The 25,993-nt window shown below is 45.7% G+C and carries 28 protein-coding genes; 19 read left to right on the forward strand and 9 right to left on the reverse strand.

From position 1 onward, the window contains the following. Positions 1 to 130: 130 nt before the first annotated feature. Positions 131 to 460: a DUF433 domain-containing protein gene (locus QUB13_RS28870; RefSeq protein WP_333388143.1), complete on the forward strand. Its 330-nt coding sequence runs from the start codon at positions 131 to 133 to the stop codon at positions 458 to 460. Positions 461 to 469: 9 nt separating this feature from the next. Beyond that, positions 470 to 820, forward strand: a complete 351-nt coding sequence (locus QUB13_RS28875; protein WP_333025501.1) for a DUF5615 family PIN-like protein — start codon at positions 470 to 472, stop codon at positions 818 to 820. A gap of 15 nt (positions 821 to 835) precedes the next feature. On the opposite strand, the gene QUB13_RS28880 is transcribed toward QUB13_RS28875, so the two are convergent. Further along, the gene (locus QUB13_RS28880; protein WP_333388146.1) at positions 836 to 2,242 is read right to left on the reverse strand and encodes an NB-ARC domain-containing protein; all 1,407 of its coding nucleotides are present in this window, start codon (positions 2,240 to 2,242) and stop codon (positions 836 to 838) included. Between the two features lie 224 nt (positions 2,243 to 2,466). On the opposite strand from QUB13_RS28880, the gene QUB13_RS28885 reads away from it, so the two are divergent. Then, a complete protein-coding gene (locus QUB13_RS28885; protein ID WP_333388149.1) occupies positions 2,467 to 2,970 on the forward strand; it encodes a hypothetical protein in 504 nt (167 codons plus the stop codon). Between the two features lie 64 nt (positions 2,971 to 3,034). Here QUB13_RS28885 and QUB13_RS28890 read toward each other — a convergent pair whose 3' ends face one another. From QUB13_RS28890 to QUB13_RS28900, 3 genes are all read right to left on the reverse strand, one after another. Further along, a complete protein-coding gene (locus QUB13_RS28890; RefSeq protein ID WP_333388153.1) occupies positions 3,035 to 3,199 on the reverse strand; it encodes a hypothetical protein in 165 nt (54 codons plus the stop codon). A gap of 74 nt (positions 3,200 to 3,273) precedes the next feature. Continuing rightward, complete coding sequence (locus QUB13_RS28895) at positions 3,274 to 3,474, reverse strand: hypothetical protein (protein ID WP_333388156.1); 201 nt, start codon at positions 3,472 to 3,474, stop codon at positions 3,274 to 3,276. An 81-nt stretch (positions 3,475 to 3,555) separates the two neighbouring features. Beyond that, a complete protein-coding gene (locus tag QUB13_RS28900) occupies positions 3,556 to 3,918 on the reverse strand; it encodes a hypothetical protein (protein ID WP_333388159.1) in 363 nt (120 codons plus the stop codon). 203 nt (positions 3,919 to 4,121) lie between these two features. Here QUB13_RS28900 and QUB13_RS28905 point away from each other — a divergent pair, with 203 nt between their 5' ends. Continuing rightward, positions 4,122 to 5,012 carry an ABC transporter permease gene (locus QUB13_RS28905; protein WP_333091891.1) on the forward strand — a complete coding sequence of 297 codons (891 nt, stop codon included), beginning with the start codon at positions 4,122 to 4,124 and terminating at the stop codon, positions 5,010 to 5,012. 216 nt (positions 5,013 to 5,228) lie between these two features. Then, on the forward strand, positions 5,229 to 5,618 hold the full coding sequence (locus QUB13_RS28910) for a hypothetical protein (protein ID WP_333091889.1): 390 nt from the start codon (positions 5,229 to 5,231) through the stop codon (positions 5,616 to 5,618). Between the two features lie 351 nt (positions 5,619 to 5,969). Here QUB13_RS28910 and QUB13_RS28915 read toward each other — a convergent pair whose 3' ends face one another. Continuing rightward, the gene (locus QUB13_RS28915) at positions 5,970 to 6,719 is read right to left on the reverse strand and encodes a class I SAM-dependent methyltransferase (RefSeq protein ID WP_333388163.1); all 750 of its coding nucleotides are present in this window, start codon (positions 6,717 to 6,719) and stop codon (positions 5,970 to 5,972) included. Positions 6,720 to 7,023: 304 nt separating this feature from the next. Here QUB13_RS28915 and QUB13_RS28920 point away from each other — a divergent pair, with 304 nt between their 5' ends. From QUB13_RS28920 to QUB13_RS28945, 6 genes are all read left to right on the forward strand, one after another. After that, positions 7,024 to 8,493 carry an adenylate/guanylate cyclase domain-containing protein gene (locus QUB13_RS28920; protein ID WP_333388212.1) on the forward strand — a complete coding sequence of 490 codons (1,470 nt, stop codon included), beginning with the start codon at positions 7,024 to 7,026 and terminating at the stop codon, positions 8,491 to 8,493. A 284-nt stretch (positions 8,494 to 8,777) separates the two neighbouring features. Further along, entirely contained in the window at positions 8,778 to 10,190 is a 1,413-nt protein-coding gene (locus tag QUB13_RS28925; protein WP_333388165.1) for an adenylate/guanylate cyclase domain-containing protein, read from the forward strand. Between the two features lie 271 nt (positions 10,191 to 10,461). Beyond that, the gene (bioA, locus tag QUB13_RS28930; RefSeq protein ID WP_333388180.1) at positions 10,462 to 11,766 is read left to right on the forward strand and encodes an adenosylmethionine--8-amino-7-oxononanoate transaminase; all 1,305 of its coding nucleotides are present in this window, start codon (positions 10,462 to 10,464) and stop codon (positions 11,764 to 11,766) included. Between the two features lie 17 nt (positions 11,767 to 11,783). Beyond that, positions 11,784 to 12,827, forward strand: a complete 1,044-nt coding sequence (bioB, locus tag QUB13_RS28935; protein WP_333388183.1) for a biotin synthase BioB — start codon at positions 11,784 to 11,786, stop codon at positions 12,825 to 12,827. Between the two features lie 135 nt (positions 12,828 to 12,962). Then, positions 12,963 to 13,574 carry a class I SAM-dependent methyltransferase gene (locus QUB13_RS28940; protein WP_333388186.1) on the forward strand — a complete coding sequence of 204 codons (612 nt, stop codon included), beginning with the start codon at positions 12,963 to 12,965 and terminating at the stop codon, positions 13,572 to 13,574. A gap of 157 nt (positions 13,575 to 13,731) precedes the next feature. Continuing rightward, entirely contained in the window at positions 13,732 to 14,409 is a 678-nt protein-coding gene (locus QUB13_RS28945) for an SDR family oxidoreductase (protein ID WP_333388189.1), read from the forward strand. 109 nt (positions 14,410 to 14,518) lie between these two features. Here the strand turns inward: QUB13_RS28945 and QUB13_RS28950 are convergent, their stop codons facing one another. Further along, on the reverse strand, positions 14,519 to 15,022 hold the full coding sequence (locus tag QUB13_RS28950) for a hypothetical protein (RefSeq protein ID WP_333388192.1): 504 nt from the start codon (positions 15,020 to 15,022) through the stop codon (positions 14,519 to 14,521). Positions 15,023 to 15,469: 447 nt separating this feature from the next. Here QUB13_RS28950 and petN point away from each other — a divergent pair, with 447 nt between their 5' ends. Both petN and QUB13_RS28960 read left to right on the forward strand, forming a co-directional pair. Continuing rightward, positions 15,470 to 15,559: a cytochrome b6-f complex subunit PetN gene (gene petN, locus QUB13_RS28955; protein ID WP_071883976.1), complete on the forward strand. Its 90-nt coding sequence runs from the start codon at positions 15,470 to 15,472 to the stop codon at positions 15,557 to 15,559. A 152-nt stretch (positions 15,560 to 15,711) separates the two neighbouring features. Further along, positions 15,712 to 15,900 (forward strand): CsbD family protein, encoded by a 189-nt coding sequence (locus tag QUB13_RS28960; protein ID WP_194066876.1) that lies wholly within the window; start codon positions 15,712 to 15,714, stop codon positions 15,898 to 15,900. Positions 15,901 to 16,668: 768 nt separating this feature from the next. On the opposite strand, the gene QUB13_RS28965 is transcribed toward QUB13_RS28960, so the two are convergent. Beyond that, positions 16,669 to 18,624, reverse strand: a complete 1,956-nt coding sequence (locus QUB13_RS28965) for a calcium-binding protein (protein ID WP_333388195.1) — start codon at positions 18,622 to 18,624, stop codon at positions 16,669 to 16,671. A gap of 626 nt (positions 18,625 to 19,250) precedes the next feature. Next, a complete protein-coding gene (locus QUB13_RS28970) occupies positions 19,251 to 19,475 on the reverse strand; it encodes a cob(I)yrinic acid a,c-diamide adenosyltransferase (RefSeq protein ID WP_333114286.1) in 225 nt (74 codons plus the stop codon). A 415-nt stretch (positions 19,476 to 19,890) separates the two neighbouring features. Here QUB13_RS28970 and fraC point away from each other — a divergent pair, with 415 nt between their 5' ends. The 5 genes from fraC to larE all read left to right on the forward strand — a co-directional run bounded on the left by fraC (position 19,891) and on the right by larE (position 24,987). Continuing rightward, entirely contained in the window at positions 19,891 to 20,412 is a 522-nt protein-coding gene (gene fraC / locus QUB13_RS28975) for a filament integrity protein FraC (protein WP_333388197.1), read from the forward strand. 5 nt (positions 20,413 to 20,417) lie between these two features. Continuing rightward, positions 20,418 to 21,416, forward strand: a complete 999-nt coding sequence (locus tag QUB13_RS28980) for a DUF5357 family protein (protein ID WP_333388200.1) — start codon at positions 20,418 to 20,420, stop codon at positions 21,414 to 21,416. 399 nt (positions 21,417 to 21,815) lie between these two features. Then, positions 21,816 to 22,589, forward strand: coding sequence for an ABC transporter permease (locus tag QUB13_RS28985; protein WP_194008011.1), 774 nt, complete (start codon positions 21,816 to 21,818; stop codon positions 22,587 to 22,589). Positions 22,590 to 23,289: 700 nt separating this feature from the next. Beyond that, the gene (locus tag QUB13_RS28990) at positions 23,290 to 23,943 is read left to right on the forward strand and encodes a Uma2 family endonuclease (RefSeq protein WP_333388203.1); all 654 of its coding nucleotides are present in this window, start codon (positions 23,290 to 23,292) and stop codon (positions 23,941 to 23,943) included. Between the two features lie 216 nt (positions 23,944 to 24,159). After that, complete coding sequence (larE, locus tag QUB13_RS28995) at positions 24,160 to 24,987, forward strand: ATP-dependent sacrificial sulfur transferase LarE (protein WP_333388206.1); 828 nt, start codon at positions 24,160 to 24,162, stop codon at positions 24,985 to 24,987. Here larE and QUB13_RS29000 read toward each other — a convergent pair whose 3' ends face one another. After that, on the reverse strand, positions 24,988 to 25,227 hold the full coding sequence (locus tag QUB13_RS29000) for a hypothetical protein (protein WP_333208049.1): 240 nt from the start codon (positions 25,225 to 25,227) through the stop codon (positions 24,988 to 24,990). It abuts the gene before it with no gap. A gap of 13 nt (positions 25,228 to 25,240) precedes the next feature. On the opposite strand from QUB13_RS29000, the gene QUB13_RS29005 reads away from it, so the two are divergent. Continuing rightward, complete coding sequence (locus tag QUB13_RS29005; RefSeq protein ID WP_333388209.1) at positions 25,241 to 25,903, forward strand: SGNH/GDSL hydrolase family protein; 663 nt, start codon at positions 25,241 to 25,243, stop codon at positions 25,901 to 25,903. Positions 25,904 to 25,993: the final 90 nt, after the last annotated feature.

Raw genomic sequence — 25,993 nt, forward strand, 5'->3', positions numbered from 1 at the left:
AAACTTATATTGCCGAGGCGCTCTCAAATTCACTCATCTTTCTAAATGCTGTTTTCTGACTTTTTCAGCAAGCCCTATTTAAGATGATTCGGCGGTTGAATACGATGGTAATTTTGGAGGATATTAATAAATGAATCTTGTTTTAGAAGTTGAAGCGCCTCCTTTCCGAGAAGATGCAACAGGTGCTATTCGGGTGGGAAATTCAAGAGTTTTGCTGGAATTGGTGATTCGAGCTTTTCAGGATGGTGCGTCGCCAGAATCTATTGTACAGCGTTATTCAACTCTGTCGTTGTCCGATGTCTATAGTGCGATCGGCTATTATCTCCGACACCAAGAAGCAGTAGAAGCTTATCTCAATTATCGCGAGCAATTAGCAGAGTCTGTCCGTCAGCGTTTGTTAGGCATTCAACCCGATCTGGGCGTTATTCGATCGCGCTTGTTAGCCCAAAAACAATCTTGAGGATTAACTATGCTGCGGCTGTTGAGCGATGAAAATTTTAATGGCGATATTGTTCGAGGGCTTTTCCTGCGTCAGCCAGACCTTGACTTGCTTCGCGTTCAGGATGTTGGTTTGCGAGAAGCTGACGATCCAACAATTCTCAACTGGGCGGCCCAGAACGATCGCATTGTGTTAAGCCATGACCGAGCAACTATGCCCGATTTGGCTTACGAACAGTTGAGGGATAAGGAACAAATGTCAGGTTTGTTTATAATTAACGATCGAATGCCAGTTAGACAGGCTATTGATGAACTTCTGGTGCTGGTTAACTGTAGCGAACAATCGGAGTGGAAAGGAGTTGTTTTGTATCTACCATTGTAACAATTAGCTAGATATTTAAGACTCTTCTGCAACCATTTTAACATACTGTTTTAACACAGGTGGAATCGTGAAAACGGTTTCAGCTTCGCAGCTCAATTTTGCAATTATTCCCCGTCTGTCTAAAGATTGAATTGCTTTAAATAATTCGCGTTGTGATCCTTGACATTTTGCCATCAATTGGGTAAGCAAAACAGGTTCACTTTCATTGCTGATTAGGGCGATCGCCTGTTTTTCTATTTCCGACAAGCGCTGATATTGCTGCTGCAATATCGGTGTCAATTCGTCGCTTGAAAAGACTGGTTGATAGCTTAAATATTGAGATACTCTACTGTTAAATAAGTTGTTAATGGTTTGAGCGACTAATTTTAACCAGAGGGGATTGCCTTGATAAGGCTCAATCAATTCTGGCCATTGTTCTTCATCCAATAAACCTTTATATCTCAGAATTTCGGTTGCGGCTTCACCTAAACCGGTTAACTGCAACAAACATACTGCTGAATTATCGTCGGTGAATGTGAGGATGTCTGATGGAGGTTCCCAACTATTGAGGATTAAGCAGCTATTGTGGGGAATTTCGCCGATGAGTTTAAATAGGGTTCCGTAATTTTCATATCCGGGTTTGTAATTTCCTGCAAGTTGCCCGCTGCAGAGAATTTGCTGTACGTCATCGAGTACGATCAGACATCGATTTTCGCGCAATGTTTCTATCAGTATTGACAATTGAGTATCGATATTGGCGGGAAAGTTAATTTCTGGTTGATTTGAGAGAAATTGAATGAGGTTTTTGAGGGTTGTTTCTAGGGGTGGGGAGGTGCGGAGACTGCGCCAGATGATGCGATCGAACTGAGTTTGAATTTGGGGGATGAGGTGACGGGCGATCGCACTTTTGCCGGTGCCTGCCATGCCTGTGATGGTGAGGAGGCGGCAGTTTTGGCGGGCGATCGAGTTTTCGAGGGCGGTGAGGGGTGAGTTGGGGTAGTTGTAGAAGGTTTTGAGCTCTGGTGCATCTCTTAAATCGAGTCGCGGTTTCTGTTGGGTGTTATCTTCATTTGAGGTTTGTGCAGGCGGTGATTTTTGTTGAGCGTTTGGAGGGTGCAATACGTCAGCACAGACGTGGATGTTACTTTTTTCTACAAAGTTAAAATTGCCAAAATTTGAATTTGAAATTTGATATCTTTCCATTGTCGCTCGAAAGTTTGATTTTTTGACTTTTTCCTCTAATATTTCAGAAAGTAGTTGCCATAACTTTGAGGCAACATTTCTGGTATGGCGTGGAGTACGGTGGGATTCTTTAGCTATTTGGGGGTAAGTTTTACCTTGCCAAGCGCCCCGGACTACTGTCCGTTGGAGATCCTCCAAGCGTTTGCCCGTTTTAGCAAAAACAAGCTTCTCAGCAAATCTCAAAATTTCTTCAGCATCCATTGGCGAGATATTCGTAGGTTGTAGGAATTTTTTATGATTGTATCAGACTTTTTATGACATTTAGTGACACGCATGGCAAAAAATGACAATTTACTATCTGTAGTATTAATCAAAATTCATCAATATTTATGACATTTTATGACAATTACTAACTGGAATTTAGGGGCTGAATTGTGTTGTTATAAATAGATAGTTACCTAAGCTTTTCACACAGGTATAAGTATATGGATGAACTTTGGCAAGAATTTTGCAATGGTATAGCTAATGCTCTAGGAGAGCTTTTCATCAGAACATTATTCACGAAAAATGGGTTTATAGCAATTTCTGTTCTAGGTTTAGGAATCGTGCTTGTTTATTCTTACAATTTGTCCGCTACTGAATCCAAAGCAAAAAGTATTGTAAAATACCAGTGTCGCAATGCCTGGTCTTTTTACTCCAAAAATGGAAGAATGCCTTCTACAGGTAGAGCTTTGGGCAACAACTCTACTTACAAGTTCGGGGTTGTGCGTACACGGTATAGTAATGTATCAATAATAGCCGCCCAGTCTATCAAGTCAGATTTCAGCAATTTTGTTGGCATTGCTTTTGGGCCTACCAGAAATCAAGGTTATTCATGCAAGATATGCAAAAGCGATAGCTATTCTAATAGAAATCTATCACCTGTATCAACCAACGGTGGACTTGGTTGTCCTAATGGATATCGTGAGGTGGAAAGAATCAAGCCGTAGTCTCTAGAAAACGCTAGGCAGAGCCGAAATCACTAACTAGCTAGGTGCGATTGCTTCTTTCCCCTCATCCCCAAGAGACATACCCACGGCTACTGCCAAAGCGATCGCCCTTATTTTCCTGAAGCCCGATCGCCCTTATCCCATCCCCATTAACTCTCTTTCGTATGCGATCGCTAAAAAGTGAGCTCGCCCTTATTCCCAAAAGTGCGATCGCCCTTTCCATGCTCATACTCTTGATTCGGCGGCGGGAATAACTTCAATCAGTCCCGTATGAAAAGCTGTATCGTAGGTCAATGAGATAGCTTATTCCCATTGTTCGAGCTCCTCGAATGGTAGGGGTTCAAAAAAAGCATCACCGAGTTTTCCCCTCAGTAAACCAGGCGTGCGAGGCTGTGGCTGTTCTCGTCCTAATCCGAGGCGAAAGTAGTGAATCAAGTCATAGATTTCTGCAAGTTTGTCTTCGGGAATGTCTTGTAGTTCTTGAACGATCTTCTCAATTAGCATAAATCAAACACTCCGATAGTTGCTGGTTAATCGATCGAGCTACTGCGATCGCCCTTAAGCAGTAACTACTCATACTCTACTTTAGCAGTCAATTAAATCTCCTGCTTCTAATTCTTGCCATTCTCTATCTTCCCGGTAATGTTGCAACATTGCCTCAGCTTGTTTTGCTAGAATACTTCGCCTCTCTTCTAGCGGCAATTGCATAAATTCTCGGCGGCTGGGATAGTCGGCTAGTGTTGGTATTTTCAAACCTATATCAATATCTAATGGCTGTGCTTTACCTTCCAAAATTTCTTGTTTGGCGCGTTTTGCAGCCACAATCAGCGATTGTTCTGTATTCTGAAAAGATACATTCCACTGTTCTTCATCCCTCAAGTCTTCAAGATATTCTCGCAAATGTTCAACAACTCTATCTTGAAGAGTTTCCGGCAAAGATTCCATCATTTTGACCAAAGTGGCGATTCCCTACGGGATAGCTACGCACGCGCGCCCTTGATGAGATAGCTTTATCCTCCTAATAAATCAAGTTTTTATTTAGCATATTTGATGAGCTTATTCTCAATTGTAAGCCCGATCGCCCGCCCGGCCCCACCAATACCTCCAGACTTGCTACCCTAAAGATAGTTAGATTTAATCAACAAGCAATTATGAGCGGTACAGTTACATCCCCCAACAACCTCAACCAGCAGCGGCCACTCGCCACCCCATCCGCTGACACTTCGAGTTCCCTGCTGGGCGACTTCATCCAAGAAACCCTCGCCTTAACCAAACGCCTGTTTATTCAATTGCAGCGCCGCCCCTCGACGCTAGTTGCAGGTATTATTCAGCCGCTGATGTGGTTGGTTTTATTCGGAGCTCTGTTTAAAAATGCACCCGCCGGCTTGTTCGGCGAAAGCCAGAATTACGGACAATTTCTCGGCGCAGGCGTGATTGTTTTTACTGCATTTGCAGGGGCGCTGAATGCCGGTTTGCCGATCATGTTCGATCGCGAATTCGGATTTCTCAACCGCCTGTTAGTCGCGCCCCTAGCTTCCAGATTCTCGATCGTCCTAGCTTCGGCTATTTTCATCGTCACCCTCAGCTTTATCCAAACAGGCGCAATCGTTACGGCGGGAGCATTTTTGGGTTCGGGATTCCCCGGAATGGCCGGACTCGGGGCGATCGCCCTAATAGTCCTGCTGTTAGTTTTGGGAGTCACCGGCATCAGTCTCGGTTTAGCCTTCGCCCTCCCCGGCCACGTAGAATTAATCGCAGTTATTTTTGTTACCAACCTGCCCCTATTATTTGCCAGCACCGCCCTCGCGCCGCTGTCGTTTATGCCAGAGTGGCTGCAAGTTGTCGTCACTCTCAATCCTCTGAGTTACGCGATCGAACCCATCCGCTATTTGTACCTGCACAGCGATTGGTCGCTAGCTAGCGTCGTCATGCACGCTCCTTGGGGTAATGTTACCTTTGGAGGAGCGCTGTTAGTCTTGCTAGCCTTTGATGTCGTAGCGCTGCTGAGCATTCAACCCCTGCTGCGCCGCCGGTTTGCTTAGGGCTCACGGCGGTTGAAACCGCGTCTACAAAAACCAAGTCCGCCTCCGCGGACTGAAAAAAATAACGTAATTTCAACTGCCTGGTCTTCTTCAACCCGCGCACCATCCGGGTTTTGTCTGTGTAGACGCGGTTTCAACCGCCGTCTTCGTTTATTAGCTGTCAGTCAGAATATTGTTGAGATACAATTGTTTTTTTGAAAGTTGAACTAATAAATTATGAACACCAAAACTTCTAAATCCGCCAAAGCGATGATTCAAATTGCCGCCAGCGCGATCGCCACCTGTGCTATTTTATCGCCTCAAGCAACCTTCGCTCAAGCCAGCAATTTAAATAATAATAACGCCCAACCACTGCAAGACTTTCAAACTCAAGACAACACCGACCCTTTTTCCGGCCGCAGCAGTGGCAGCGGAATATTTGATTTAATTCACAGATCCCGATTGGGAGGCGGCCGCAGCATGGAAGAATTCAATACCGAACAGCGCCAAAATTTGAACGATGCCGCCACAGAATTTCGGAACAAACAGCGCCAACTACTGGAAAAACCAACAGCACCTACACCAGGGGCGATCGCACCTACAGAAATTACCGCCCCCGCCCCTTAAATTGATTTCTTAGTCCGCGTAGGCGGACTTCGTTTATGTAGCAGCGGTTTAAACCGCCGAAATTAGTCTTAATTTCTTAGTCCCCCTCTGCTCGGACTTCGTTTATGTAGCAGCGGTTTAAACCGCCCAAATTAGTCGTTATAGCAGCAGTTTAAACCGCCAAAATTAGTCTTAATTTCTTAGTCCCCCTCTGCTCGGACTTCGTTTATGTAGCAGCGGTTTAAACCGCCCAAATTAATCTTAATTTCTTAGTCCCCCTCTGCTCGGACTTCGTTAGTGTAGCAGCGGTTTAAACCGCCCAAATTAGTCGTTATAGCAGCAGTTTAAACCGCCCAAATTAGTCATTCTAGCTTAATTAACAAATCCCCCAAACACCGCCATACCGTAATACTTCCAAGGAACCGCTACAGTTTCAAATCCCGCATTTGCCAGCATTTCCAATTGTGCCGCAAGTGTAGCTAGGCGATCGGGATTAGAATACCCGTAAGAAACACTCGTCCCCACCTTTGCCCGAATTTGTGCTAAAGTTTCCCCCTGACTTAGCGCCCAATCTTCCCGCGCCACTCCGTAAATATCCTTCATTGCTGACGATTCTGCCACCACAGGATCGGCATTCCAAAAACAACCGCCAACAGTTAAACTTTCGCCAATCCGTTGAAACAATTTCAGCTTCATCTCATCCTCAAGATGGTGAATTGCCAGAGATGAAATGCCAGCATTAAACTTATCGCCCAAACCTGAAAAATTTGGATTGTTCGCCCATTCTCCAAAATCCAATTCTATCCCAGTCCACCGGGCTGCATATCCTGCCGACTCTATTTTGGCGCGGGCAAAATCCAACATTCGCGGCGAATAATCCACAGCAACAATTTCCGCAGACGGGTAGCGTTGCAGAACTTTTAAACTCAGTTCCCCCGTACCGCAGCCGAGTTCTAAAATCCGCTGGTTTGTGTTAGCAATGCAGGCTACTAATACATCCAGCATTTCGTCATATTTCGGTAAAAGCCGCCGAATGCCAGTATCAAAATCCGCAGTATTGACGAAAACTTCTCCCGGAAAAATTTCCTTGTTAGTAGGTGAGACAGTAGAGTCAGAATTCACGATCGCCAACCATAGACTACAATTGCTATCCTAACCGAGATAGAACAAAAAATGCGTGAACTAGGGACACGGTACTGCCTTGTGCTTACTCGATCATCTGTACTTCACTCAACAGAAAACCACTATCAAGTTATGCGTATTCTTACGGATAAGCGAAACACTCGCGGTAAACAATAATTAACCATCCTTTGCACTCAGAGAGTCTGGCTTTACACCTGACACCAGCAAAACACTCTGAACAAGCAGTGTTATGTTAGTAGTGCATAAAATCAAATCAAGCTTAAACCTCACACTTGAGGATACCATGCGCCAGTTGATTTCTCGCATTCGGGCTGCCATCAGCCAATTAATTTACAAGCGAATTCTGCTTGCGGTGACAATTTTATTTTGTGTAGGTGTAGGAGTAGCGATGGCACATATGTCTCGTCTTTCCTCAACCCTAATCGAATCGCAAGCCCTCCAAAATGCCACCCTCTACGCCCAAGCTATTAAAGAAGCACGCACCCTTTACAGTTCCGATGTTGTCAATCCTCTAAACACCGCTAAAGCAATTAACTTTACCCACGACTACAACCCGACAAAAATAACAGTTCCCGTACCTGCCACCTTCTTAATAGAACTCGGCAACAATATCACAAAGAAAAATCCCGAAGTATCAGTTCGTCTCTACAGCGACTACCCGTTTCCCTGGCGGCGAAAAGAAGGCGGAGTCCGAGACGACTTTGAACGGCAAGCTATTACCTATTTGATGAAAAATCCGACACAAAAATTTTTCCGACGTGAGGATTTTCACAGCAAGCCAGCATTTCGATATGCCGAGGCAGATATTCTAACTCCTAGCTGCGTTAGCTGTCACAACACTAACTCCTTCAGTCCCAAAAAAGACTGGAAAGTGGGAGATGTACGGGGGATATTAGAAATTACTCAACCTCTCGATACCATCACTAAAAATACTCGCAGCGAACTGAAATACCTGTTTTTACTGTTAGCAGGACTTTCAGTTTTAGGGGTGACAGGATTAACTTTATCTATCAGCAGGTTGCGCCAAAATGCTAAACAATTAGAACAGCGCGTCAGGGAACGCACGGCACAATTGCAAGAAACTAATGTAGAATTGGTAAAAGAACAGGAAAAGTGCGATCGCCTGCTGCTCAATATTTTACCCGAATCCATTGCAGCTAAGCTAAAAAACGGTCAAAGCAGTATCGCTGACGGCTTCGCAGAAGTCACGATTTTATTTGCGGATATCGTAGGCTTTACCGTGCTTTCAGCACAAATATCTCCCGAAGAATTGCTCGATTTTCTCAACGAAATTTTTTCAGCCTTCGATGGGCTGACGGAAAAATACGGATTGGAAAAAATCAAAACAATTGGAGATGCTTACATGGTAGTCGGAGGTTTGCCAAATCCCAGCACCAACCACGCCGAAAACATTGCAGAAATGGCCTTAGATATGCAGGAGGAACTAGCAAAATTTAATGTCAAACATCATGCAGAAATTAACATTCGCATCGGCATCAATACCGGGCCTGCTATTGCGGGAGTTATTGGCACCAAAAAATTCATTTACGACCTCTGGGGCGATGCCGTCAATACAGCAGCCCGCATGGAATCCCACGGGATTGCCGGCGCGATTCAAGTCACACAATCAACTTACGATATCTTGCAAAATAAGTACCTGTTTGAAGACAGAGGAATTATCTCCATCAAAGGCAAGGGCGATATGAATACTTATCTGCTTGCAGGCAGGTTAGTCAGCGCAATTTTGGTTTAATTTGTTTATTATATTATTCAGGGGCTAGCCAATACGCTTGGGATCAGAAGACCGGGCGGTTGAAACCGCTTCTACACAAGCAAAACCCGGATGGTGCGCGGGTTGAAGAGCGGGCGATTAAAATTACGTTATCTTCTTTCTTCAGTCCGCGGAGGCGGACTTCGTTTGTGTAAACCTGGTTTCAACCGCCGTCTTATCTTCGTCGAAAAACCCAAAATTTATGGCGATAAACCGGGTTTGTTTTCCTATATCCTAAATTAGCCATTGGCAGAATACTAAATTTTATGTTAGCGCGCATTTTATCATTTTTGGATTTTTTCAAATCTCGTTTGTCCAGACAAATAGCTTTGTGGGTATTTGCTAGCATTCTTGTCATAGAGGGAATTATTTTAGTCCCCTCTTATTTTCGGCGCGAAAATGAACTTTTAACTCAACTAGAACAGCTATCTCGGACAACTGTTGATTCCCTCGAATTTTTGCTAGCACAAGATATTTCCGATCGCACTTTGTTTCAAGAAGAAGTAAAAAATATTACTAAGGATTCTCAAGTAGTCTTAGGACTATCTATTTATCAAGCTAACGGTCAGCTAATATATACACTTGGCGAACCACCAGAAATCAGTTTAAAGCAACTAAAAAAAGCTCGTATAGTTCACCATCACAATTTCGATGGCAAGCGCTACGATATTGCTTGGACGGAGCGACATTTGGGAGGAGATTACATCTTAATTGTTCGCCACGATGCGTCCACCGTTCAACCGGAACTCTACGCATTTATCGGGCGGATTGCGGTTCTAGTCATCATTATATCAGCCTTTGTCACTTCGGTGACTATGTTCTTTTTAGGGGTGACAGTAATTGCACCTATTTTGAGATTGCGCGATGACTTGATCGCTGCCGGAGACGCTTTGAGCAAAGATCGAGAAAAACCTGATTTCTACTCTCTATCTGTCAAGCGCGATGACGAGTTGGGAGAAGTCATGGTCGCTTTTAATCAAATGTTTCACCGAGTATACCAGGAAATTGCACAGCGGAAACAAGCTGAGGAAATATTGCGCGCCGAACAAGAAAAGTCGGAACGTTTATTACTAAATATATTACCCGTAATGATTGCCGATCGCCTAAAACAAGGCCAGATAAATATTGCAGACGGATTTGCCGAGGTGACGGTACTATTTGCCGATATTGTAGGCTTTACCGAAATATCCTCGCGCACGTCTCCTGAAGAATTAGTCAAATTGCTTAACAAAATATTTTCAGCTTTCGATTGTTTGAGCGACAAATACGGCTTAGAAAAAATTAAGACCATCGGCGACAATTATATGGTAGCAGGTGGTTTGCCACTGCCCTGTACAAATCACGCAGAATCTATTGCGGAAATGGCCCTAGAAATGCAGCAAGAAATTATGAAATTCCGCGACGAATGCGGTAAACCTCTTAATATCCGCATTGGCATTAATACTGGGCCTGTTGTGGCAGGTGTCATCGGCACTAAAAAGTTTATTTACGATTTGTGGGGAGATGCTGTGAATACAGCAAGCCGCATGGAGTCTCAGGGACTTCCTGGTAAAATTCAAGTTAGCAGCTCAACTTATGAGTTGCTGTGCGATAAGTATTTGTTGGAAAAGCGCGGTAAAATTAATGTTAAAGGTAAAGGGGCAATGACGACTTATTTGCTTAAGGGCAGAAAATTGTAACTGTCGCCCGCAGGCGGTATGGCTGGAAAGGTTGCAGCCCAGCTATTTCCAACAAACTAATTTTTTTTAACGAACCGCGAAGACGCAAAGGACGCTAAGGAAGAGAAGAAGGAAGAAGGAAGAAAAAGCTTACTCGTTTACTAGTTTACTCGTTCCCAGGCTCTGCCTGGTAACGCATATCCGGAGGCTCTGCCTCCTTTTTTCCAGCCGAGGAGGAGCGGAGGAACCAGTTATATTAAAATGCAATTTGATATTAGTTACAGGCGCAAAAATGACGATAAATCCAGAACATCACTCTTCGAGTTCACCGATTTGGCAGCCCTTCACGCAAATGAAAACTGCTCCTGCGCCGCTGAAGGTGGTTCGCGGTAAAGGAGCGCTGCTGGAATTAGAAGACGGGCGGCAAATTCTCGACTGTATTTCTAGTTGGTGGGTGACGATTCACGGACACAGCCATCCGGTTCTGGCTGAGGCTCTTTACGCACAAGCTCAAACTTTAGAACACGTAATTTTTGCGGGATTTACTCACGAACCCGCCCAGAAACTTGCTGATAAATTGATAAGTCACACGCCTGATTCTTTGACGCGAATCTTTTTTTCGGATAACGGTTCGACTGCTGTTGAAGTTGCTCTGAAAATGGCTTTTCAATATTGGCTAAATGTCGGAGAAACTAACCGCACTAGCTTTATTAGTTTTGAGGGAGGTTATCATGGCGATACTGTGGGCGCGATGTCTGCTGGCAGAAGTTCGCTGTGGTGGGAGCCTTTTGCGCCTTTAATGTTTCCTGGGGATGTTGTGCCTTTTCCTGCGACTTTTGACGGGGATGCGGAGGTGGAAAGCAAGGAGGCGGAGAGTTTGGAGAAGTTGGAGTTTTTGTTGCAGCAGGGTGGCTGTGCGGGAATTTTTATTGAGCCTTTGGTGCAAGGTGCTGGGGGAATGCGAATGTGCCGCCCTGAGTTTTTGCGGGCGATCGCACAAATGGCCCGTCAGTATAATGTATTGTTGATTTACGATGAAGTGATGACTGGTTTTGGCCGCACGGGCGAACTGTTTGCCTCGGTTAAATCGGGAACTGCACCGGATATCATGTGTTTGTCTAAGGGATTGTCTGGTGGCTGCTTGCCACTTTCTGTCACAATGGCTTCGGAGGATATTTATCAAGCTTTCTGGCGAGATGAATCGGACAAAGCTTTTTATCACGGTCATTCTTACACTGGAAATCCTTTAGCTTGTGCGGTGGGTGTAGCATCTTTGGAGCTTTTGGAGCAAAACCCAAATGTGTACCAAGGGATGGAAAAACTCCACCGCAAATACCTGAATCAATGGCTGAGAAATCATCCTAAACTCGAACGGATTCGGACTTGCGGCACCATTGCAGCAATGGATGTCAAAACCGAAAGCAGTTCCGGTTATTTTAATGACATCGCTCCTATGTTGAAAGCCAGATTTCTCGAAGCGGGCTTTTTGCTCCGCCCCTTGGGAAATACGCTTTACTTGATGCCTCCCTACTGCATTTCTCCTGATGAATTAGAATCGATTTATCGGGTGATTCGTCAGGTTTTGGATACTTTGTAAACTCTTTAATTTTAGTGATGAATTTACCCAATTGGAACGATTTGGCTGATGACGCGCTGGCGGGCAAATGTATCTCTCGCGAGCAATCTTTAGCCGTATTGCGTGCACCGGATGAGGTTTTGCTGGAACAACTAAACGCAGCTTATCGGGTGCGCCGCCATTACTGGGGAAACCGCGTCAGATTGCACTATTTGTTAAACGCTCAAAGCGGCCTTTGTCCTGAAGATTGCCATTATTGTTCTCAGTCCAAAATATCGACTGCGGAAATTGAAAAATATCCGCTTTTAGCTAAGGAAAAAATTCTGGAGGCGGCCGGGCGCGCGGCAGATTTAAAAGCTGGTACGTTTTGTTTGGTAATTTCTGGCCGCCAACCCAACGCATCTACTTTCGATCGCGTTTTGGATGCTGTCGAGACTGTGAAGGCAAATTATAACCTAAAAATTTGCGCTTGTTTGGGATTGTTGAGCGAGGAACAAACTCACCGTTTGGCTAAAGCTGGAGTCGATCGCGTAAATCACAATCTCAATACTTCCGAATCATATCATACGGACATCTGCACGACTCACACTTTTGGCGATCGGGTCGAAACCGTCGAACACGTCAAAGCAGCGGGAATCACCACTTGTTCCGGCGGAATTTTGGGGATGGGCGAATCGGATGATGATGCGATAGACTTAGCGCTTTCGCTTCGCAAGTTGGGCGTTACTAGCGTGCCGGTCAACTTTTTCATTCCGATTCCCGGCACGCCATTTGCAGGTTTAAACACATTAAATCCCCGCCAATGTTTGCGGATTCTCTGTTTGTTCCGATTTTTGCTTCCCAGCCAAGAAATTCGGATTGCTGGGGGACGAGAAGTGCATTTGCGATCGCTGCAACCTCTCGGACTCTACCCCGCCAATTCTATCTTTGTGGGCGATTATCTGACAACTCCCGGACAAGCGGCAAATCAAGATTGGGATATGATTCGAGATGCAGGATTTGCGATCGAATCTCCCGAAGGTTCTCTCTTAGAAGTTGATTCAGCAGTTACCAAATCCGAACAAAAAACCCTGGTTGTTTAACTCTTATAGCAGTTTTCAATCGGATCAAATAGAGTAGGAAACGGCAGATTAAATAGAATAGGACACGGCAGTGCCGTGTCCCTACGGTTGAGATTCTTCAATCTCAAATCTCAAATAATACCAGAGGGGGAAATTGTGGACAAACGCGAAGAAATTACGATCGCAGAATACCAGCTAACTGCCGAATCTTTCCGAGAAGGAACTTGGCATCACGACGTATCCCAAAATCGCGACGCACTGACCGCTGCCATGCCCCGCAATCCCGGTAAAATCCTCGATATAGGATGCGGGCCAGGACGAGATTTAGTAGCGTTCAAAAGCCAAGGACACACAGTTGTAGGCTTAGATGCAACCCCGGCTTTTGTAGAAATAGCAAAAAAGTTATCCGGCTGCGAAGTTTGGCAGCAATCTTTTCTGAATCTCGACTTGCCAAAGGCAGAATTTGACGGTATTTTTGCCAATGCTTCCCTGATTCACGTTCCCAGCGATAAAATGGTGAAAGTGCTCGAAGATTTGCAAAAAGCCTTAGTTGTGGGCGGTGCAATTGTCATGTCAATGTGCCGGGGAAATTGGGAAGGCTACGACGAGCGACCGACGGGAAAACGCTATACTGCAGGATGGGAATACGAAACTTTAGCACCTTGTTTAGAACAAGCAGGATTTGCAATATTCAACCACTACTACCGCCCCCCCGGCTTACCGCGCGAAGCTCAATCTTGGGTAGTAATCGTCGGCAAAAAAATCTAACGCAAATAGGAAATTGCCAATCTTTCCCCTCTCTTCCTCTGCGCCCTCTGCGCCCTCTGCGGTAAAAAAAAACTAATTCAAAAAATTACAGAAGATTGTTGTATACTATTCCAAAGTCAAAAAAATCAACTTCTGCACAAATTAAAACAAAATTAATATGACAGATAAATCCCACATCTTTTTAGCAGGTGCTAGTCGAGGCGTAGGCCTAGAAATCGCGAAATGTCTCGTAGCACAAAATATGCAAGTAACTGCACTTTTGCGATCGCCCGAAACGCGCACTGAATTAGAAGCAATGGGCATCAAAGTCATGACTGGCGACGCTTTGGACGCTGCGGATGTCGAAGCAGCAATGGCTTGCGGCGAACCAATTCAGGCCGTAATTAGCACCGTTGGCGGATTGCCAAAAGATGGGGAAAGAGCAGATTATTTGGGCAACAAAAACTTGATTGATGCTGCCGTCAAAGCAGGCGTGAAAAAATTTATTTTAGTTTCGTCGATCGGTAGCGGTAACACTGCCGCTGCTTTGCCGCCGCAAGCTTTAGAAACTTTGCGCCCGGTGTTAATTGAAAAGGAAAAAGCGGAAAATCATTTGATAGCAAGCGGGATGATTTATACTGTGATTCGTCCGGGCGGATTGAAATCGGAACCTGCGACGGGGAACGGTGTTTTAACGGAAGATTGTCGGGTGGCAGGAACGATTCACCGGGCGGATGTAGCAGATTTAGTTTGTCGGTGTTTAGTTTCTGATGCTGCTAACAATAAGGTTTTGTCGGCGGTAGACAAGCAAATGGTTTACGGCAATTTAGAATATGAGGTATTAGGTTTGAAATAAAAAGGCTATTAGTTCGTAATGCGGACTTTAGTCCGCAAATTGGAGCGGATTAAAGTCCGCACGCGCGATCGAACTGTTTTTGCGATCGCACGACCGGATATGATATTGTCTACGATCGCCCGAAGGGTTGAATCAACAAACGCCCGTTAGCGAAGCCCTGGAAGAGGATCGCCCAATCCAACACCAAACGCGCGATCGCAAACAATACCACGCTCTCCACCGCACCAACCGCAAACGGCAATAACTCCTGCAAACCCGGTATTTCCCCCGCCTCAAAAGAAAATCCCGCATCCAACTGTCCAAAAGCCCGCACCAGCCCAAAAGCCAACACCACACCAGATTTAAGGTGCGGGTTAGTATCGCAGCGGATAGCGTAGCGGTAGGTAACGCCGAACAAGAAACCGCCCAAAAGCACCATCACTCCTCTGAAGGCAAAATTTAGGTCAACGGCCATTACCTGCAAGCTCGACAGAGAATCCCACCAACGGGCTAGGATTAAGCTGTTAACCAGGGCGATCGCCCCAAAACCAAAAAAACAAGACAAAGCAGCAACAGTCCCTGCTTTCAAAGATTCTACCCGTTCAGCGAAACTAAAATTTGACGAGTCCTTCACAACACCCTCATTTCAAAAATGGCTCAAATTGACTTATCATCAGAAAATTGGGTAGAAACCCCGTCCTTTTAGGACGGCTTTATATTACAATATAATTGGTCAATGACCCACTCGCGACTATGTGAACATAAACCCTAATTAATAAGTTTGCGACAACCGCAACGGGAAAGAAAAATAGGTAGACCGGGAAAAGAGGATAGGGCAATGGTAAACATCCCTAGAATCAAAAGTACGAAGAATTCCGTTTGGTATTCGACACGTAAAAACCGCAGGGCTTGCGGGGTTAGTCTGTGGAGCGAACATAAGACCAAATCTCTTTGAGGGTGGAGGCAGTTGCATTCGAAGCAGAAATTCAAATCGTGAGGTTTGGGAATCCCCGTACCGACCGGGCGGGGTGGATGTCAAAAGGGTTGAAGTCACTTTGTACAGTTAGTTCAATAAATAGCTATGGATATTTTGTCACTCGGTTGGGTTTCGGTGCTAGTTCTGTTCTCCTTCTCAATTTCAATGGTAATTTGGGGCCGCAACGGTTTCTAGATTCCAGATGCAGACGGCGGTTGGAACCGCGTCTGCACCTAGAAATGCTCGCCTTTTCCGCCCTAGGCATTAACCGCAAATCTATCTCAAGACAGATACAGACTCAACTTTAAAATTCTATGTTGGTAATTGTAGAGTTTATATAAAAAATCATGAACATTGAAAACAGAGTGGAAGCTACAGCTAAAAATATTGAAGGCAAAATCCAAGAAGCTGTGAGCGAAGTTACAGGGGATCAAAAAGATAAATTAGAGGGTCAAGCCAAGCAGGACCAAGCCTCAGCAATGCACCTGAAAGAAGACCTCAAAGATAAAGCAAAAGAGATTGTAGATAAGGCTTAGTCACAGTATTTGCTAAATTTTTCCTGCCTACTCAATCCAGCAAACAATATGTTTGCTGGCTTTTTTTGTTGGCGCAAACTTGTAGGACTGGTGAAGGGGCATTGGTGTCAACAAACAGGTCAAACCATTGATAAATCTCGCTTTTAGCTGAGGCCAGATCCCCCTAAATCCCCCTTAAGAAGGGGGACTTTGAGAAGAATCTTGTCCCGGCGACTATGTGGGGGTGACGGGAGACGCAAGATGCTCTTCCCCAACTGTGATGGGGGTGACGGGAGACGCAAAATGCTCTTGTCCCCCCCTTCTTAAGGGGGGTTAGGCAGGGTGGATTAATTGTCATCCTAGAAATAGGTACGTAATTGGGCTTTAGCCCTCTTTAGACGTATATATAAAGAGGGCTAAAGCCCAACTACGTACCTTTATTAATATAACACTTGCGTCCCAGACGCGAGCTTTGAGCGGTGCTTTCTGTCGTTTCAGATTTCTTCTCCCCACAATAAAACCACCCTGCTTCTTAAGGGGGGTTAGGGGGGATCTGGCCTAATAGTCAAACAGTAGACCGCTACTACATAAGACGTGTTTGTTGACACAAATGTCAGGGGAACACCTCGCGACACCAAGAAACTAACACACCCGCCAAGTCCCTCAAAATCGCTGCCAATAAAAAAGCTAGGGATATCAATCCCTAGCTCGAAACATCGCACAATTAGTTTTTAGAGTTGGCGCGGGCGATCGCTTTTTCCAAACCCACCTTACCCGCTGCCACCTAAATTAAATCAGCACAATATCAGTCACCGTCAATCTTTGTCTGCCGTTGAAGTTTGCCAGTGTAACGGCTGCCTGCGGTCCTGAACCGTCAGGGTCGTACAGCAAGCGACTCGTGTTGTCGTTTGCGTCCAGTCGATTTTCAAAGATCACGAGTGGTTGTGCCCCATTTAGCCCGCCCTGACCGTTGTACACCCCGCGGTCAATCGATAAGAACTCGTTGGAATCGGGTATGCTTGGCTGATTGACACCACTAAAGCCGAAGCCACCGCTATTCAAGACTATCTTGTCTACGCCGGCAGTAAAATCACCGATCTGGTCTGCGTTAGTACCGCTGAAGCCCTCGGTGCCGTTCTGGTAGTAGAAGCTGTCACTGCCGAAGCCGCCAATCAGCGTGTCTGCACCGGGCCCGCCGCCGAGAGAGTCGTTGCCGTCTCCTCCGATCAAATAGTCGTCTCCAAAGCCGCCCAACAGCGTGTCGTTTCCACCACCAGCATTTAAGGTATCGTTCCCGTCAATTCCTGCGGTAACAAGATTGGTGGGGCCGCCGAACAGGATGTCGTCGCCGGAACCGGTAGTAATCACATCAGTGCCGTTGCCGCCGGTGATGAAGTTGCTGCCTAAGTTATCGGTAATGACGTTTGGGGCTGTTTGGGCAGGGATAAAGTTGACATTGGCAGCGTAGGATATGGTGTCGTTACCGCCAAACGAGCCAATTAATTGATCGCCCGTGGTGCCAAAAATGATGTTGTCATTTCCTTCACCGCCGTTCATGAAGTTGCGGATGGCACCGGGGCTGCTGTTGCCCTTTAAGACATCATTGCCCAGGCCGCCGTCGAGAGTAATCAGCGGAGCATTAGTACCGGCAGAAGAAGCATCGATCGTATCGTCGCCATCTGCACCGAAGGCTTGAGTAAAGAAGCCGCTCAAGCTGTCATTGCCACCGCCGCCGATCATTGTGTCAGTCGAAAAAGCTGCCACGATGGTATCGTTGCCCTCGCCGCCGTCGAGCAAGTTCCGACCCGCAAAGCCGGGAAATGAACTGGAGGCGCCTTGGCTCGAAAGCACACCAGGCCTCAGCTCCGAGGTGATGATGTCGTCGCCTGCCCCTCCCAAGGCGGTATCCTGCGTGGCAAAAACCCTGATCCTGTCGTTGCCGTCGCCGCCGTCAAAGAAGTTTCTGCCGCTGCCAAAGTCCCCGATCCCGCCGTAGAGGGAATCGTTGCCCCCACCGCCGAGCAAGGTCGTTCTCTCAATGCCGATCGTGATGACGCTCGAAGCAAACGGGCTTGTTTGGGTAGTGTTGGTAATAACTAAAGTATCGTTGTCAAGATCGCCGGACAAGTAGCTGCTGCTGGCCACACCATACAGTGTGTCGTTCTCTTTACCGCCGAAGAGGCTGTCTCTCTGATTGATACCTACAACCAAATCGTCGCCTAAGTCGCCCCGCAAGTAGTTGCTGCCTTCGTTGCCAGCGAAGCCAATAGCCAAGCCACCGGGTAAAGAAAGGTTGTTGCCACCACCGGCGGTGAAAAAGCCGATCGCGTCATTGCCCTTGCCGCCGTAGAGCGAGTCTCTTCTCTGCGCTCCTCCCAAGATCGTATCCGCGTCCTCATTACCAAATATGAGGTTCGCTTCGACAGTACCTTGCAGGAAGTCTTCTCCGGCACCGCCGTACAGGGTAGCGCGGGCTTCAGCAACTATGGTGTCTGAGCCTCCGTCGCCAAACAGCAAGGCGGGAGTGCGCTGGGATCTGATGGAATCTTCGTCTTCGCCGCCGTATATGGTATCGTTCGGGCCGACGGAAACCAAGGTATCGTTATCGCCTTGACCAAATATTAAACTGCCGCCGAGGGTGGAAGTTCTTACGAAATCCGCTCCGGCTCCGGCGAATATTGTATCGGGCCCTAGTCCGGGAAGGTTTAAATCTAATTGATTAGGATCGTCACTTAAAGTTGTCATACAGCTTCACTCCTCATACTTGTTGGTCATCGCTTTCGCGACTACAGACACTGCCTAGAACACCGAATGTTTGGATGCCGCTGTAGTTTAACCTGTTTGCCAGCCGCAAGTCTAGCCTACTGGCGTTAACCATGTCTAGACTTTCTCCCTCCCCGACTTTTTGCTTGTAAGCTTTTATTTTCAATGTCTTCACCCTTGAATAATCCTTGTGGGCTGTCTCTGATGCTCACGCTCAAGAAGACGCACCTCATTTTATTAATGTTCCATTCTGGATTTGCGGTCGGGGATCGCCTCCAGGGAAGGAAATTCAAGATTAAGATAGGTCGATCGCTGCGATCGCCAGACAATGAAAAGTCAGGGATTGGTTACTTAGTAACAAGGCTTTGTGGCAATTTCCGGTTTTTCAGGCAGGGCCGTTTTTAAATCAATACGGTTTCATTAAGATCGCTCCTTAGCTTGTTCCCTAGCTTCCGTTCAAAATGGGGTGACAAGAGTTTTCTCTTGCTTCCCCTTTTTTTTGGGGAGTAGGTGTCGAGTAGGGAGTTCTTTGGAAACAAACCCTGTTAACTCAAGCGTATTGGCTTTTAAATAACTGGCGCGGAGTTCAATCCGAGCCACTTTGGGGTTTAAAAGTCTACACCCCGTTTGAATTCTACGCCCCGATCGCCGTAGTGTTTGTGACAGTATACCTCGGAGTGTACGCTTGCCAAGTCATGGTCAGCGTGGGGTTTGTGACAGCGCCCGGTGATAATGATTTCAGTATCGCGGGGCTTCTGCAGCAGGGCTTGGACGATCGGCTCTACCGACAGCAGTTCTAAGTCTACTGTGGGATTGAGTTCGTCGAGAACGATAGTTTTATACTAGCCGCTGGCGATCGCCATTGTAGCAATTTCCCAGCCGCGTTCTGCTTCTATGCAGTCTAGCTCTTGCTGTTGTCCCCGCCAAACTATAGCATCTGCGCCGCACCGCTGGCGATCTACTAACGGCGGCTAACTTGGCCGTACCGCTGGCGATCGCCGCATCTTCTGTTATTTGAGTCTTTCTCGGGGTGGGTACTGGGGTGGGTACTTCGATCGCGCGCCTTGAATGTTGAATGTTTCCATTGTGCAGGCGGATCTCAAAAGATTATAGGATAAGTGCTAAACCACCTGATGTTCAAAAGGGCTATCGATCGAAGGATCTTGAGGGCTAAGACCAGCAGCTCTTGATGATTCCGCTGGTGCTGTACAATTAAAATCTCACCTGGGATGATATACCTGAAAGCTTATGATTGCAAATGTTTTCCCATTTCGGATTGTTTTGGTGCAAGTTTTAATTATATTTTTGGCGATCGCGATCGAATCGTGGTTTCTGCAAAAACTACTGAAACTCGGCCCCAAAACCAGCGTTGAATATACAGCCATCCTCAATCTCGCTTGCACTTGCGTAGGTTGGTTAGTTTTCTTCGGCATAGAAAGCATTCTTCCCAAAGATTTGCGGGAAGAGCTAATCGGTTATATGTTATTAGGCGGAAATCCGAGTCTTTACCCTACCCTAACTATGATTGCCGTATTATTATTGGCGATCACTTTTTTAGCAAAATGGCAGAGTTTACAAATTATAGAAAACTGGGTTTTAGGTAACAAAAAAGCTTCCAAACCTCAGTTTTTAGGGCCGCCGACTCTCACCCGCCGTCCTCTCAAAAAAACTTTTCAAGTAACTACCCAGTTTGGAGCAGTTTTAATCGCCCATACTGTTAGCAATTTCGTTATTTTAACAGTGTTGTTTGTGGAAAGCGTCAATAATTGAAATATATGATGAAGCAATTTTTGGATGTCACTCAGCAACTCGCTAAGCTGAGGAGCAGCGTTTGGGAAACTAATAAAAAAGTCCAAAAGGCGATAATGCCGCCTAGAGTTGTCCACTGGAAGACTCCTTTACTGCTCAGCATCTTTTTAGGTTTGCTGGCAGTGGCGGCAGTCACTGACTTGCGGACGAGAACTCTGATGTTTGATATGAGCTGGTTGTTGTTTGCACTTTCAATGGGTTTGCTGACCAGCCAGAAACCTTTTATAATTAAAGGAGTAAGTCTGAGTCCGTGGGTGACAAGCATCATAATTGGTCTGTGGTTGCTGATAAGATTGCCGTCGGACAAGAAGGAAATAGCATGGATAGCCGGCCCAATTATAGCAGTAGTAGTTCTGGCAATAATCAGGGTTTGGAAGAGCGATTCAAAACGGGAAAGTATCAGAGAGTTGATGCGCCCTCAGTTTTTGATGATTACTCTAATTCATGTAACATTTTCCTGTTGGTTTACATTTCATTTTTTAGTTCAAAGTTGGATACAACAGTATCCGAGCATTTTATCGCAGGATTTGAGAAAAAGCGATTATGTGGTGACATTTCAACAGCCAACAATTAATCGTTCCCGAGGAGTTGTCATCCTCAATGCAATGGAGCGATACCTAAAAAATGAAGCCCGCACCAAACCGTGGCCGCAGGTTGAACAAATGTTAATAGATATTGACAATGAGCGATTTTTTCTCAAAAATAAAGCATTAGGAACAATTGGGACAGTCCCAGAAGATGGTAGCTGGGATGTCAAAACTTCGATCGTTCAAGGACAGTCGCGCTATCAGTTAGAGATGCAAGCAACCTGGATGGGGCTGGTTTTTCGACCGGAAATATATTCGTTTACCAAGTCTTGCGAGGTGTTCGATACAGCCAATCGGGCGACTGTAACCTGCGACGCTATCAAACGCTCAAAACCCGGACTCAAAAAAGATGGAACTGCCGGAGACGCTCAAGTTTGAGCCGGTCTCTGGCGGTTGGGAGATGGGGAGATTGGCCCGCAAGCCGAAGCCAAGCTTCGGGAGCATCTGGTGTTTTGCGTTTAATTATAGTGCGAGCTTAAGAACTCGCACTATAATAAAAAAGATGCTTTTTACCAAAATGAGATGCTCCCAAGCCTTCTTCCTTCTTCCTGATGACGTTGGACGGAAAGCAGTTGCCAGTTGTCAGTTGTCAGTTGTCAGTTGTCAGTTGTCAGTTGTCAGTTGTCAGTTGTCAGTTGCCAGTTGTCAGTTGTCAGTTGTCAGTTGTTACCAATAACCAATAACAAAGAACTAATAACAAATAACAAATGACTAATGACTAATGACTTCTTCCTTAAACTAAAATATGACGAAAGTTTCCAGCGGGTTTATAACTAGATGAATTTGAGAAGAATATTGACAGTCGCAATTAATGTATTTTGGGAAGTAATTCGCGATCGCATCCTTTACATAATTATTATTTTTGCTCTGTTGATGGGAGCAGCGGTACGCTTGATACCCGAATTGGCCGCGACAACCGAGAAGAAAATTATCTTAGATATCGGTTTGGCTGGTATGAGCATTCTCGGTCTAATTGCCACAGTGTTTGTGGCTACCGAACTGGTCAACAAAGAAATTGAAAAGCGGACTGTTTACCTGTTAGTTGCTAAGCCGATAAGTCGGGCTGAGTTAATTGTAGGCAAGCACTTAGGGCTGTCGGCGGTGCTATTTGTGCTTGTAGCGGCCATGACTGTTGTCTATCTGGTTATTTTGAGTTTTAGCCGGATTCCTTACCCTTTGGAAAGCATTTTAATTGCTTCGCTGTTTATTTGGTTTGAGCTGTGTCTCATGGCTGGTGTCGGGATTTTATTTGGGGTGTTTAGCAGTTCGCTGCTGGCAGCTTTACTGACATTTGGCGTTTATTTGATGGGACATTCGACGCGGGATTTGGTGGCTGTAGGTAAGTTAACTAAAAATCCTGGCATTGAACAATTGATGATGGGACTTTATCTGGTTTTGCCGGATTTAGCCAGATTCAATTTAAAAAATGATGCTGTTTACGGACAAGTTCCTTACTTGGCGGGTTTGATTACAGATGCTGGCTACGGTTTGCTGTATGTGGTGGTGCTGCTGTCAGTTGCGATCGCCATATTTTCCCGCCGAGAATTTTAAAACGCGCATTGGGCACCGCCGGGAAATGGTTTGTAGTCAGGAGTTTAGCGATCGCTACAAACCTATTTTACGATCGAATTAGCGCGCTAAGATATAGAGAAGGTTGTCGATCGGCAATTTCCACTAAAACTCAAATTTTTATCAAAAATCTGGGTTTAAAACCCTGTCCTTCTAGGACGGCTTTAATTTCTTAAATCCCTTCCTAAAAGTCAGGAAATTTCTAGTATACTAGAGTAGTCAAGGTTAAACTCGCAATGCCATCGTGAAACAGGACATGAGACACACTTTTAGGCATAAATTGTTGGACCGAGAGCAGCGAAAACTCTTTAAACAGCTAGAGGCTGAATTCAGTAAGCCTTAAACCAGCAAAAACAAACTATTTTTAGGATTGTTAAGTAGGGTAGGGCGTACCCAAACTCTAGATAAATATTCTAGTACGCTTTTGGAGATAGACCCGCTGGGATTGTCTAAGTTAGGCTCGATACTTGGTTCAATTGAACGGGTATTTGGTTTAAGTAATGCCGTAAGGATAGTCAATTTTAAGGTCAGTCGCTGAATTAAGAATCCCCACGCCTTTAGGCTGGGGAGTGTCAAGACTGCTGTAATTCAAAAACCGATATCGCAGCTAAAGATTACTTGGCCCCTGCTGGCCGATGATTTTATCCTACCAGATGACCCTGTAGACGATACAGACCATCCCTTGCTAGCTCACGGTTTGCGCCAGTCTGTAGTGGATTCCCCGGAACTAATCCAAGACGCACTAATAGTTGCTAATTTTGCTTTGTGCGCGGCTGTGGACGATCGCACTATTTGCAAAGCCCCAGACTGGATGTACGTGCGGCCAGTGCAACCTTGGCCCCACAGTTATCCGCGCCGCAGTTACACGCCTCATACCGAAGGAACAGTTCCCTTTGTAGTGATGGAATTTTTGTCAGCTACTTACGGCGATGAATATTCTGTCGAACACACGGAAGAAATCGGCAAATGGTTTTTTTACGAACAAGTAATCAAAGTTCCTCGCTATGTGATTTTTCGACCCCATACGGGCAGAATAGAAGTTTATGCGCTAGAATCCGAGCGTTACGACAATCAAAATCCAGATGAAAACGGGCGTTATTTGATACCTGGATTAGATCTATTTTTGGGAGTTTGGGAGGATCTCGCGAAGGTAGAACGGGCTCTTGGCTGCGCTGGTGGAATGCGGAAGGAGAGTTACTTTTGTGGCCGGAAGAACGGGCGGAAAACGAACGCCAGCGAGCCGAAAACGAACGTCAGCGGGCGGAAAACGAACGCCAGCGGGCCGAAAACGAAAGTCAGCGGGCCGATCATCGCCAACAGCAAGACAAAGAGTTAGCCCAGACGCTGCTGGAACAAGAAAGACAGCGAAATCAAGAACTTTTGGCGAGATTGGCAGCCCTCGGTATCGATCCAGAATAGCACGAGAAGGAAGTTCGGCAGCAGATGTAACGGATGTCAAGAAGGTAACAGATCGCGATCGGCTTTGTTGATATCTTTTTGTTTAGTCTGGTTTTTTGCTCCTGTGTTTGTAATGTAACAAAAAGTTGAAATTATGTTAGCTCAAAAATTAGAACAATTAAAAGATATTTTCGCGCAGATGGAACGGGCGCTGATTGCCTACTCTGGCGGAATTGACAGCACTTTGGTGGCAAAAATTGCTTGGGACGTTTTGGGCGATCGCGCTTTGGCCGTGACTGCAGTTTCCCCGTCTCTACTGCCAGAAGATTTAGAAGATGCGCGCATTCAAGCAGCAGAAATTGGCATTGTCCACGAGGAAGTAGAAACTCAGGAAATGGCAAATCCCAATTACACTTCTAACCCGGTTAATCGCTGCTATTTCTGCAAAAGCGAACTGCACGATACTTTGAAACCGCTAGCACTAGCAAAGGGTTATCCTTATGTGGTGGATGGGGTGAATGCAGACGATTTAAAGGATTACCGTCCCGGAATTCAGGCTGCGAAGGAACGCGGCGCGCGATCGCCTTTAGCAGAAGTCGGCATGACTAAATTTGAAGTGCGGCAGTTAGCAAAAGAATTGGGTTTGCCTTGGTGGGACAAACCGGCTCAACCTTGTTTGAGTTCGCGCTTTCCTTACGGCGAAGAAATTACTGTTGCCAAGTTGCAAAGAGTGGGGCGCGCCGAACGGTATTTGCGGCAGTTGGGGCTGAAAAATTTGCGAGTGCGATCGGATGGAGATACGGCGCGAATTGAACTGCCGCCGGAGCAGATTCAGGAGTTTGTGATAAATGCGGATTTGCCTGGATTGGTGGCGGTGTTTCAGGAGTTTGGTTTTGTGTACGCGACTTTGGATTTGGAGGGGTTTCGCAGCGGCAAATTAAATCAGGTTTTGCAACCGGAATTGTTGGGGGTGAAAGGTTGATTAAGATGTGGGGCGGGTTGACAAATATTCGGGAGGTAGCTGACAGATTGTTGGTGAAACTTGCCCTACAAATATTAACCGCAACAGCCGCATCACGATTTCGCTAAATTTGCAGAAATCCTGACTGCTGGTTAAAGCAATGGCATAAACTAAAGTAGCAGCAAAAGTAGCAGCAATTTGTATGAAAGTTAAATTTAAATTAATCTCGGCCGTCTTGGCTTTGTTGTTGTCGGCGTACATCCCTTTTCGGGGGTTGGCTAACCCGCAACCTTCGGGGGACACTGTTAGTTCTGCACTCTGGTGGCAAGCTTCGGTTTACAATCAGGTGCAGCAAATTAAAGAGCAGCAATATGAAGGTTGCGTGTGGGGCGATTCTATTTCTTCAGCCCTGGGCGATTCTTTGGGAGAAAAAAACTTTAATTTTGCGATCGGCGGAATGAGTACGGTTTCCCTGCTGGAACAGCTAAAATTGGTAGTGCCACAGGGCTTTACCTGCAAAAAATCGATTTTGGCGATCGGCACCAATGATGCTATGTATGGCATTGGCGACGAGCAGTTTGTCAGCAATTTGAAAGAGGCGATCGCAATTATGCGATCGATCGGCAGCAAACAGATTATTCTAATTCCTGCTTTTTATTCAACTCTTGCCGCCAGCCACAATCCTAAATTTGCAGGAACAATTGCTAGAGTTGACGAAATCAATGTTCTCATCAATAAAGTAGCAGCCGAAGAAAATATAACCGTGGAATCTAGCGGCATACAAGCCTTATTTAAGGACAAAGCTCTAAATACAGATTTAACAATTGATGGCGTTCACCTCAATGCCAAAGGTTTAGATATATATAGAAAAGTTTTGTTAGATATTTTAACTCCTCCCTTAACAACCCGCAAATTTTTTGATAGAAAATCTGTTTGAGTTATTACTTTTGACCCACATTCAGCAGATGTGATTCATCTTACTGGTATTTTTGAAAAATCAAAGCCAGCAAACTTTTTTTAGTCTAAT

It is taken from the genome of Microcoleus sp. B4-D4, from assembly GCF_036705185.1.
Classification (GTDB): domain Bacteria; phylum Cyanobacteriota; class Cyanobacteriia; order Cyanobacteriales; family Microcoleaceae; genus Microcoleus.

Excerpts from the sequence above, each read along its gene's own strand:
- QUB13_RS28985 (WP_194008011.1), top strand. The coding sequence starts at position 21,816 with ATGAATTTGAGAAGAATATTGACAGTCGCAATTAATGTATTTTGGGAA.
- QUB13_RS28880 (WP_333388146.1), bottom strand. The coding sequence starts at position 2,242 with ATGGATGCTGAAGAAATTTTGAGATTTGCTGAGAAGCTTGTTTTTGCT.
- QUB13_RS28885 (WP_333388149.1), top strand. The coding sequence starts at position 2,467 with ATGGATGAACTTTGGCAAGAATTTTGCAATGGTATAGCTAATGCTCTA.
- bioA (WP_333388180.1), top strand. The coding sequence starts at position 10,462 with ATGACGATAAATCCAGAACATCACTCTTCGAGTTCACCGATTTGGCAG.
- QUB13_RS28895 (WP_333388156.1), bottom strand. The coding sequence starts at position 3,474 with ATGCTAATTGAGAAGATCGTTCAAGAACTACAAGACATTCCCGAAGAC.
- QUB13_RS29000 (WP_333208049.1), bottom strand. The coding sequence starts at position 25,227 with ATGTACGCCGACAACAACAAAGCCAAGACGGCCGAGATTAATTTAAAT.
- larE (WP_333388206.1), top strand. The coding sequence starts at position 24,160 with ATGTTAGCTCAAAAATTAGAACAATTAAAAGATATTTTCGCGCAGATG.
- QUB13_RS28925 (WP_333388165.1), top strand. The coding sequence starts at position 8,778 with ATGTTAGCGCGCATTTTATCATTTTTGGATTTTTTCAAATCTCGTTTG.
- QUB13_RS28900 (WP_333388159.1), bottom strand. The coding sequence starts at position 3,918 with ATGATGGAATCTTTGCCGGAAACTCTTCAAGATAGAGTTGTTGAACAT.
- QUB13_RS28875 (WP_333025501.1), top strand. The coding sequence starts at position 470 with ATGCTGCGGCTGTTGAGCGATGAAAATTTTAATGGCGATATTGTTCGA.
- QUB13_RS28960 (WP_194066876.1), top strand. The coding sequence starts at position 15,712 with ATGAACATTGAAAACAGAGTGGAAGCTACAGCTAAAAATATTGAAGGC.
- QUB13_RS28920 (WP_333388212.1), top strand. The coding sequence starts at position 7,024 with ATGCGCCAGTTGATTTCTCGCATTCGGGCTGCCATCAGCCAATTAATT.
- QUB13_RS28905 (WP_333091891.1), top strand. The coding sequence starts at position 4,122 with ATGAGCGGTACAGTTACATCCCCCAACAACCTCAACCAGCAGCGGCCA.
- bioB (WP_333388183.1), top strand. The coding sequence starts at position 11,784 with ATGAATTTACCCAATTGGAACGATTTGGCTGATGACGCGCTGGCGGGC.
- QUB13_RS28965 (WP_333388195.1), bottom strand. The coding sequence starts at position 18,624 with ATGACAACTTTAAGTGACGATCCTAATCAATTAGATTTAAACCTTCCC.
- QUB13_RS28870 (WP_333388143.1), top strand. The coding sequence starts at position 131 with ATGAATCTTGTTTTAGAAGTTGAAGCGCCTCCTTTCCGAGAAGATGCA.
- petN (WP_071883976.1), top strand. The coding sequence starts at position 15,470 with ATGGATATTTTGTCACTCGGTTGGGTTTCGGTGCTAGTTCTGTTCTCC.
- QUB13_RS28910 (WP_333091889.1), top strand. The coding sequence starts at position 5,229 with ATGAACACCAAAACTTCTAAATCCGCCAAAGCGATGATTCAAATTGCC.
- QUB13_RS28890 (WP_333388153.1), bottom strand. The coding sequence starts at position 3,199 with ATGAGCATGGAAAGGGCGATCGCACTTTTGGGAATAAGGGCGAGCTCA.
- QUB13_RS28980 (WP_333388200.1), top strand. The coding sequence starts at position 20,418 with ATGATGAAGCAATTTTTGGATGTCACTCAGCAACTCGCTAAGCTGAGG.
- fraC (WP_333388197.1), top strand. The coding sequence starts at position 19,891 with ATGATTGCAAATGTTTTCCCATTTCGGATTGTTTTGGTGCAAGTTTTA.
- QUB13_RS28945 (WP_333388189.1), top strand. The coding sequence starts at position 13,732 with ATGACAGATAAATCCCACATCTTTTTAGCAGGTGCTAGTCGAGGCGTA.